The sequence below is a fragment of the Pantoea sp. F_5 genome (genome assembly GCF_008631595.1).
GTDB classification, from domain to species: domain Bacteria; phylum Pseudomonadota; class Gammaproteobacteria; order Enterobacterales; family Enterobacteriaceae; genus Pantoea; species Pantoea gossypiicola.
In genome coordinates, this window is record NZ_VWUO01000035.1 from 1 (window position 1) to 9,308 (window position 9,308).

The 9,308-nt window shown below is 49.1% G+C and carries 8 protein-coding genes; 2 read left to right on the forward strand and 6 right to left on the reverse strand.

Going from position 1 to position 9,308, the window contains the following annotated elements; translation table 11 throughout:
* Nucleotides 1-296: Rpn family recombination-promoting nuclease/putative transposase (locus F3I44_RS23470; RefSeq protein WP_150019663.1), on the forward strand; the 296-nt coding region annotated here is incomplete at its 5' end.
* A gap of 322 nt (nt 297-618) precedes the next feature.
* Here the strand turns inward: F3I44_RS23470 and F3I44_RS23475 are convergent.
* The gene (locus F3I44_RS23475; RefSeq protein ID WP_150019664.1) at nt 619-1,269 is read right to left on the reverse strand and encodes a DUF2913 family protein; all 651 of its coding nucleotides are present in this window, start codon (nt 1,267-1,269) and stop codon (nt 619-621) included.
* A 512-nt stretch (nt 1,270-1,781) separates the two neighbouring features.
* Here F3I44_RS23475 and F3I44_RS23485 point away from each other — a divergent pair.
* The gene (locus tag F3I44_RS23485) at nt 1,782-2,321 is read left to right on the forward strand and encodes an AAA family ATPase (RefSeq protein ID WP_150015766.1); all 540 of its coding nucleotides are present in this window, start codon (nt 1,782-1,784) and stop codon (nt 2,319-2,321) included.
* 1,010 nt (nt 2,322-3,331) lie between these two features.
* On the opposite strand, the gene tolC is transcribed toward F3I44_RS23485, so the two are convergent.
* The 5 genes from tolC to F3I44_RS23840 all read right to left on the reverse strand — a co-directional run.
* The gene (tolC, locus tag F3I44_RS23490; protein ID WP_150015765.1) at nt 3,332-4,669 is read right to left on the reverse strand and encodes an outer membrane channel protein TolC; all 1,338 of its coding nucleotides are present in this window, start codon (nt 4,667-4,669) and stop codon (nt 3,332-3,334) included.
* Nucleotides 4,670-4,809: 140 nt separating this feature from the next.
* The gene (locus tag F3I44_RS23495) at nt 4,810-6,768 is read right to left on the reverse strand and encodes an ABC transporter permease (RefSeq protein WP_150015764.1); all 1,959 of its coding nucleotides are present in this window, start codon (nt 6,766-6,768) and stop codon (nt 4,810-4,812) included.
* The gene (gene macA, locus F3I44_RS23500; protein WP_150015763.1) at nt 6,765-7,874 is read right to left on the reverse strand and encodes a macrolide transporter subunit MacA; all 1,110 of its coding nucleotides are present in this window, start codon (nt 7,872-7,874) and stop codon (nt 6,765-6,767) included. Before macA ends, F3I44_RS23495 begins: the two co-directional genes overlap by 4 nt.
* 111 nt (nt 7,875-7,985) lie before the next feature.
* The gene (locus F3I44_RS23505; protein WP_150015762.1) at nt 7,986-8,387 is read right to left on the reverse strand and encodes a hypothetical protein; all 402 of its coding nucleotides are present in this window, start codon (nt 8,385-8,387) and stop codon (nt 7,986-7,988) included.
* 663 nt (nt 8,388-9,050) lie between these two features.
* A partial coding sequence (locus F3I44_RS23840; RefSeq protein WP_223811744.1) for a hypothetical protein occupies nt 9,051-9,308 on the reverse strand: 258 nt, incomplete at its 5' end.

The window sequence follows — 9,308 nt, forward strand, 5'->3', positions numbered from 1 at the left end:
CGCTGGTACACTATATTGTACAGGCAGGCGAAACTTCCGACGCCGAAGCCTTTGTACGCGAACTGGCACAGCGTGTGCCGCAACACGGAGACGCACTTATGACCATCGCACAGCAGCTTGAGCAGAAAGGCATCCAGAAGGGTATCCAGCTAGGCAGGCAGGAAGGCAGGAAGGCAGGCAAGCTGGAAGGCAAGCTGGAAGTTGCCCGCACCATGCTGCAGAACGGCATTGACCGCAATACCGTCATGAAAATGACCGGCCTGACGGAAGACGACCTGGCACAAATCCGCCACTGACTTATTCAGCGGCCTCTCCGGCCGCGCTGCTGAGCCGCCACGTGCAGCCGCCCAGGAGGTCATTCCCCCATCGTTCCGTCACGCACAGGTCATTCTGCACCTTCAGAAACATCACGGGCTTGAGTACGATTTCGTCAGGAATGAGGCCCCCGTAGTGCCTTACCAGTACCTTTCCCTCACTGTACCCGGAACGGCCCGCCCGTCCGCGGTGAAAGGCCCGGATGCAGTTGTCCGGGTGCGCCCTGAGTACCTGCAAAATTGATTCCCTGTCCATCATTATCTCCTGATTCCGGAACATCCACTGTAATCAGTAATGGATGGTTTACTGTTCAGTAAATGCAGACTCTGACTCTGCTCCGGTTTCCTTACACCCTGTTTTAACTGACGGTAACGCGCTCAGCCTGAAGATGTCAGCAGAAGCCTGTCCCGGATGCAGGTCCAGCTGCCATCCACAGCGAATGAACAGTTGTACCAGCCCTGCCACAGAACCGGACACGCGTGCCATAAGCATCCCAACCTGCCAGCCCTCGTCATTAAATGCCGCGTCCAGACTGCTCCGGGATATAAATATATTATTCACTGCCGTGTTCAGGCTCACTGCATGACGTCCGGACCATTCCCGATCGCTCAGCAGACGGTAATTCCAGTGCATATCTTTCGCTGTTTCCAGGGCGTACGTCAGCCGGAAAAGGTCATTCTGCTCTGAAAGTGAGCCGGTGCAGGAGCGCCAGAGATAGTCCAGCTTGCCGGGTAATTTTGCCCCGGTCCCGTACTGGCGGCCCTGCTTCAGCAGCCACTCAATGTCGGGAGCAACTTCGCGGGCAAAGCGGTGCTGCTTCAGGGCGGTGGCCAGCCATCGGGTGAGAAAGAGATTTTCCTGGGCGTCAGAGCTGACGGTCCCGTCCTGCCGCGCCAGGGCCAGCGCGGTCAGGGCGCACCACGCCAGATGGCCGGATTTTTCGGTCAGCGTCACGGCGTGCTGTCCTCCTGAATATTCTGAGTTGTTATTTTAGCGAGTCCCGGCGGCGGGTAAAACCCGGAAACGCGGTGGCCGGGCGGCAATTTTCTTTCATTTGGCAACCCATAGCGGTACCCATTTGTAGCTCAGGCGCTGCACCGTTATCGCGAACAGGTCGGGGCTGCAGGAGCATGGTTCGGCTTGAACTATTACCTGTTACCGGGAATGATGCCGGGGCTCGCCGGCATGGTGCAGCAACTGGGACTGGTTCTGACAATCTGTGCGGCTATGGCTCTGTTGTGCAGTGTTTCACGTGGGTGAACCGACAGGCGGAAGCGCCTGTAATGCAAAGCCCCGGCGTCGTGGATATGTTCAGTGAGACACGACGACAGGTTTTATCTACAACCAGTGGTGCAAAATGTTGCTTACAGGCTATCTGCAGGGCACTGGTATAATAATGTCCTCATCTTTTCATTGTGAGGTATCCAACATCTGTGTGTCGTATTTTCCAAAAAAGGAACGCTTTTATGTATTCTGAAAACAAAAGAATTATTATTACCGGCGGACCGGGGTCGGGTAAAAGTACGCTGCTGGATTCTCTGCGCGCAAAAGGTTTTCCGACGGCAACTGAGGCCGGGCGCGCAATAATAAAAGATCAGGTAGCGATCGGCGGAAATGCGCTGCCATGGAAAGACAGGGAATCTTTTGCCGAACTAATGCTGAACTGGGAGTTACGCTCCTGGCATGAGTCAGCCCAAAGCAAAACGCCATTTTTCTTTGACCGGGGGCTGCCGGATGTTGTTGGTTATCTGGCGCTCTGTAATTTGCCCGTGCCGGCGCACATTGAAAGGGCAATTGAACTATTCCGGTATTCACAAACCGTGTTCATCGCGCCGCCATGGGAAGATATCTTTGTGCAGGATACGGAGCGTAAGCAATCTTTCAAGGAAGCAGTTCAGACATTTCATGCAATGGTTGAGTCTTACAGCAGACACGGATATAACCTCATCAGGTTACCTCTTTGCGGACCAGAAGAGCGGGCCGAATTTATTTTATCCGGCCAGTAGTCCTGCGTGTTCAATACCTTTGTCAGCCTGAATTATGGTGGTCAAGGCAGCAGTTTCTCTCCGATATGCTTCTGATAAATCATCCAGCGCTATCGCCGGCTAGCCTGACACTGGAAGTTTTGGCTCTGTATTTAGGGAAAAGTTTGGATATCGAATTATTATGCGTTAAGACGGCTTTTTAATCAGACGCTGCTTCTTCATAAAATGCCTGTATGCGGCAGACCTGCGAAGTACGGTAACCGTGGCAGGATTGCTGAGTGCGCGGTAGGTTGGAGACAGGCCGCCATTATCGCGACGGATGCCAGCGTCCACGAGTGTTTCATGCGGTTCGTAACCTCGTTTATATTTTAAAACAAGGCGTCATTTATGCCAGCATTCCTTCCGCCCACGACGTTCACCGCGCGTCGTACACTCGCACCCGCTCAGAGGACGCCTCTGCGGAATGTTCCTGCCCCTGTTCAGGGCCGGCTCAAAAACCCGCGCGCGTCGCTCACGCTGGTTTCTCACGGCCCGGGGCGCGATGGCGGCCCCCCCCCATCACGCGAATCCGACATCCAGCCGATCGTAGCCGTCCCGTATCACTCATATAAGACGAGTAAAAGCAATCTCTCACCGACTGTCAGCTGTCGGGTTCTGGTTAACTGGTTCTGTCAGGGTCAGTCTGGATAATGAAAATTATGGTCCGGCAAGCCTGTTTTTTAAACCGACTTATCTGTGGCAATAGAGTGTACCACAGTGCTGTGTTTCCAGGGGAATTGACCTTAACCGGATAAGCTGAATAAAATACCGCAAAAACAACTACTGAAAAGCGATAGCCGCTGACGTAAAATTAATCTGTTGATCATTGGTATTGATTAACTAACGTGCTTAAAGTACAAAAATTTCTGTTCTCCAGACTACCTCCTGTTCATCCAGAGCCCGATATCTACCAGGGTGGTTAATGTGACATAACCCGTTAATTTTACTGCTTTTATCCGTCAGGCATGTCCTTGCCGGAAGGTGAAGCATAATTATTCCGAAAAAGGAATGTCTTTTTCCTTTCCTAAAAAATCATTGCACGCTCGCAGGTCGGCAATACTGAGGATCCCCTGCTCTTTTTTTAATGTCAGCCTGGCAAGCAGGTAATTATAACGCGCTTCCGATAAGGAGCGCTGGGCGCGATAAACTGTGGTTGTTGCATCCAGCACATCCAGCATCGTACGTGTGCCAGCCTGATAGCCATTCAGAGTGGCTTCCTGTGAAGCTTGTGCAGATTTCACTGCCTGTTCATTCGCCTTAATACTGGTGACAGCGGAATTAATATTATTAAATGCTGAGCGGATACTTTTCATTATATTACGGTGCACGCCTTCTTCCTGCTCGCTGGCAGAAATCAAGTCATATTCAGCCTGTTTTACTCTTGCAGATACCCCCCCTCCGCTGTAAAGGGGAAGCGATAAACTGACACTCACCTGATTTGAGCCAGAAATACTTTTGCCGAAATGCTCATCGTAACTGGATCGGTTGCCTGAAATTCCTATTGAAGCATTCAATGAAATCGTTGGCATATGACCTGTCTGAGCGGTTTCAATCTCGGCTTTAGCTATTTCACGCGACAACCGTGAAGACCAGAGCCGCAAACTATGGTTTTCCGCCTGCTTCAGTAAACCCTTGACGTCAGACACTTTGTTGGCTTTAAAATGCTCGGTATTCAGGGCAGCTAAATGCTTCCAGTTCAGACCGCTTGCTTCCCTCAGTGCTTCTGCGCTGTTATTGACCTCATTTTGTGCCGAGACCTCAGTGGAAAGGACCTGGTCATATTGTGCCCGGACGTTTTGCATATCCGTAACGGCAAGAGAGCCTGCCTGAAATTTTAGCGTCGTCTGCTCAAGCAAACGACAAACAGAGTTTTTCTCAGCTTCGGTATAAGAAAGTGTATCAACTGATTTCAGGACATTAAAATAGGCGGTCGCGACATCAAGGATCAGGCTTTGTTGTGTTGACCAGTAGGTAACCTTCCTGAGATCAGCCTGTTTTTCCTGCAGAGTCAGAGCCTGCCAGGACGACATATTAAAAAGAGTCTGGCTCAGAGAAAGCGTGCCACCGGAAGACCGGGAATGCGCCCCCGCATTCTCTCGCGCTCCCTCCGTCCACCCTGAACTACCAGAAAGGCTTAGCTGAGGAAGAAGAGCACTTCTCGCAATTTTTATTTCTTCACCAGCAGCATCATTATCAGCCGTTGCTACCCGAAGGTCTGGAGAAGTGAGTTGCGCAGCCTGATATACCTGCATAAGATTTTCGGCATGTACATAAGTGCCGAGGCCTGCAAGGCAAAGTCCTGCTAACCAAAGAGTAAACTTTCCAAACATAATTCCAACCCTTTACAAATACACGTGTTACAGGCACAGATATTCTATAGTCCCCTGAAGACTGGAAATAAAAACAACCTGTAAAAATAATATTCTTGATTATTTTTTATAACTAATGCGTCAGGCCTCACCTAACCAACTTATTCATGGGCGAGCGAAACAAGCGGATTTTGTCTGGCGGCTATCCGGGCAGGCAGCCAGCCGGAGATGACCCCTGAGAACATGGAGCATGAGAAGGCTATCAGCATCGATGATACAGACAGGTGGATATCCCAGCCCGGCAGCCAATGTTTCAACACCTGAGTAGTAATGGCAGACAGAAGCAGGCCTGCTGCGCCTCCGGTCAGGCAAACGAGAATGGATTCAATTAAAAACTGGAGAAGTACATCCCGCGCCCTCGCCCCAATAGCCATTCGTATACCTATTTCCCGGGTGCGCTCGGTGACAGAAACCAGCATAATGTTCATCACTCCTATCCCCCCCACAATGAGTGAAACACTTGCAATCAACGTCAGAAAGAGGCGGAAGGTACCGGTTGTTTTCTCAATGCTTTTCCGTATGGTGTCTGAATTCCTGATGTAGAAATCTTTTCTTCCATGATAGAGCACCAGTAAATTGGTCAGTTTCTTCTCTGACTCTGCCCCGTCCGCCCCTTGTCGAAGTTTTACGCTAACAGAATTAAGCCAGCCTGTGCCGGTCAGACGTGCAGCCACCGTGGTCCATGGCAGCCAGATATGCAGCCCTTCCTCCCCTGTCGAAGGTTTCTCTTTTACTACACCCACAATGATCACAGGTATTGTACCGATTAGCATGACTTTACCCGTTACGTCAGTATCTCTCGGAAACAATCGCCGTCGGAGACTGCTGTTCAGAATAGCTACCTGCGCCCCCGCTTCTACCTGAGCGTCAGTAAAGAACCGTCCTTCACTGAAACTCAGCTCAAAAAGATGAGCATAATCGCTGCTTACCCCGCTGATGCTGGCCTGTATATCCCGACTGCCAAAGCGGACCCGCTCTGAGGATGAGACAGTGGCTGACACTGCCTGCACCCAGGGCTGTTTCCTGATAAGAGGAATATCGTCATAGGTAAGGGATCGCTGAAACACTTCATCACCGATATCACTGCCGGGGTAAATCGTTATGCTATCCGTCCCCATACTATGGAGATTTTTCAGCACCTGGTCCTGCACAGCATCCCCCAGCAAGATAAGGATGACAACGGAGGCAATACCAATGACAATACCCAGCATTGTCAGAAATGTGCGGAGCTTTCTGGCCCATATAACCCGCCATGCCATTAACAAGGCGTCAGTTGAGCTGCTGGCAAACCAGGTGAGTGGGGAGATACTCCGCAGAGGCAGTGGCATATTAAATCCGGGTTCTCTGCAGTCAGGAATGGCAGTAATCCCCCCTTTCGTGCCCTTCACATCGTTAATAATCGCACCATCACGCAAAACGATGACCCTGTCAGCCTGACCTGCGATAGTGGCATCATGGGTTACCAGGATAACAGTATGCCCCTGGTCGCATAACTGCCGGAGAGTCAGCATAATGTCGTGCCCGGCCTTACTGTCAAGCGCCCCGGTAGGCTCATCGGCCAGGATTATCTGACCGCCATTCATCAGTGCTCTGGCAATACTCACCCGCTGTTGTTGTCCACCGGAGAGCTGTGAGGGTAAATAGTCTTTACGCTCTTCCAGCCCCAGTGATGCCAACAAACTCTCAGCCCGGCGTCTGCGAAAGTTACGGTTTTGCCCGGCATAGATTGCTGGCATTTCAACGTTTTGCGCTGCTGTAAGGGATGCCATCAGTTGATATCGCTGGAATACAAAGCCAAAACGTTCGCGGCGAAGTCCGGCCAGCGCGTTATCATTTAACGCGGTGATATTCATATCTGACAGTTTATAAGTGCCGCCGGAAGGGCGATCTAATCCACCCAGAATATTCATCAGCGTCGATTTACCTGACCCTGACGGCCCCATTATCGCTACCATCTCCCCCGAAAATATGGATAAGGAAATATTCTTTAGCACGTCAACTTTTTTATCTCCTACCCAGAAGTGACGGTAAATTGCTTTGAGTTCGATGAGCGGCATCATTGGTTTCCCCTGTCCGGTAAGCTACTCACAATTACTTCATCTCCATCCGTGATGCCCCGGATAACTTCCGCATCCGTATCATTTTGCACACCAATCGTCACATTTGTCCTGACAGCCTTACCGTCACGCAAAAGACTGACTTGATAACTTCCATCAGAAGTCCTCTCCTCTAACGCGTTTAGCGGAATGGTCAGTACATTCTGGTCTTGTCTGAGTTCAATATGGATCTGAGCAGTCATCCCCAGGCGGAGAACGCCATCCGGGTTAGGTACTTCGAACAATACGTCATAAAAGGTGGCATTACTGACAGTTTCCGGGGTTGGAAGAATAGCTTTCAGCTTCCCCTCATAACGCGTTTCAGTATCCCCCAGAACTGTAAACCAGGCTCTAAGACCAGTCCTGAGACGTATAATATCGGCCTCAGAAACCTGAGCCCGGACTAACATTATCTTTAAGTTTGAAACTGTCATGAGAGTAGGGGCCTGCTGAGTGGCGACCAGCGTTTGTCCTTCAGCGGCCTGAATTGCCGTAACCACACCTTCAATGGGAGACGCAATATGTGTGAAGCTCAGGCTGGTTTTAGCTGCAGCATTCAGGGCTTTCTGGTTTTGTATCTGGGCATCTACGGTATTCACCTGTTCCTGCGCCACGGTAAAGTCGGTGACAGCTGACTCGAAGTCTTCCTGGGAAATCGAATGTGTCCTGATCAACTGCCGCTGACGGGCAAGTCTACTCTGGCATAATTTAAGCGTTGCCAGAGCCTGACGGCGCTGAGCAAATAGAGCCGCCAGGGAAGCCTCCTGCGCCTTGATTTGATTTTCGGCTTGCTCGGGGTCGATTATCGCCAAAAGCTGATTCTTTATTACATGCTCACCGATATTAACATTGATGGATTTTAACTGACCACTTACCTGGGCCCCGACATCAACTTTTTCTTTTGCTTCAAGTTTGCCTGCGACAAGAATTTCCTGTTTAAACATGGAGCGACTGATGGTCACTGTATGATAAATAGTTTCAGGGAAATTATGTTTGACCCGCACCAGAAACAAAGCAAAGAAAAAAATTCCAGTTACAGCAAAAATAATTTTTTTATTTAAAATACGCATAAATAGATGTTCTTTCAAAAGAACGCTGACTAACAGTGGCAGCCACTGTTAGTCAGCAGACGGGACGTTTAACTCTCGCGATTAAATGCGTAAGATAATATATTTAATATGTTAGTAACGGTCACCTGTTTGTTCTGAAATATAATTAGAAATGTTGCTGCAATTAGGATATGCTTCACTAACTTCAGCATTAGTACGGGCGACTTTGGCCACCTGCTCATCCCACATGTGAGAGCATTCTGCCGTGGCATCGTTCCACTCAGAAGAATATTTATTAGAATACATGCTATTGACCTTGGCATAGCACCTGTCTCGTGAGGTGAGGCTGGAATCCATATTCCAGATAATTTTATTGTCACTATTTTGAGTGACAGGAATCGTAAATTTCGAATCAGGACAAGTGATGCCGAGAGCGGCATTCATAGCACCCCACATACTTGCTGATACCTGATCGACAAAACCTATCATTGAAATGCCAGCCAACAAAACACTTACAACTTTTCTATTTACCATAACAATACCCATCTCAAATAATAACTGATTACTTTCTTAAAAAATTTCCCTATCAAATTAATATGGCCAAAACAGTACCTCGCCAGCACACTCAGGAGTGACTTCCGGGATGCCGGCGTGATAATCATGCACCTCTGGCCGTTTTAAAATCCACATCTTTCCGGAAAAAGGTTAATAGTAGGTTTGGTCGCATCCTGCGGCAGGCATTATCGGTCGGAAGTATATTTACGTCAATACCGCTCCATATGCAGAACACGGAATAATTAAGAGCCGATCGATTAATACCTATATATCACCTGGCTTTTTGCACTGCCACACTTATGATAAGCTACTGATAAATAAGGACATTATAGATAATTTCAAACATAACAGGAGGCGCTTTCCAGAAAAGAAAACTCAGGAAAATTCACTTTTGTTTGGTAATTATTTAAGTATATAACACGGACATATTAAACACTGAAAAAAAAAGCACCCAGACAAAATTACACTCACTTCCCCTTCCGGCAATATTGATTATAAAAATGGAGGAAAAGTTTGGTTCTTGCAGCCAGGCACTGGAGAGCGCCCCATAAAAAAGGCAGGTCATATAGTAAAGAATTGCAGAAGCCCGGGCCGGATATCTCAAACGTTCCGAGAGGTTCTTTATCGATCCGTTCTTTTATTTTAACGCGTTGCTGTCGAAATCTTTGTTGTTATGGGGGTAAAACCATAAACGTAACGCAGCCCCGACTGCTGCAGCGCCTCAAGCCCGCCGTAAGCCCGCCCTTCTGAGAAGGTATGGTTCCAGTCCATGCCGGTCGTGATGCCGGTGTTAATCAAATCATAAGTGGCAAGGCGAACGGCTGCGAACCCTTCTTTATGCGTGATATCGGTCTGTACAAAGTCACAGTCAGAGAGCCAGGCGAAAAGCTCCTGTTTATT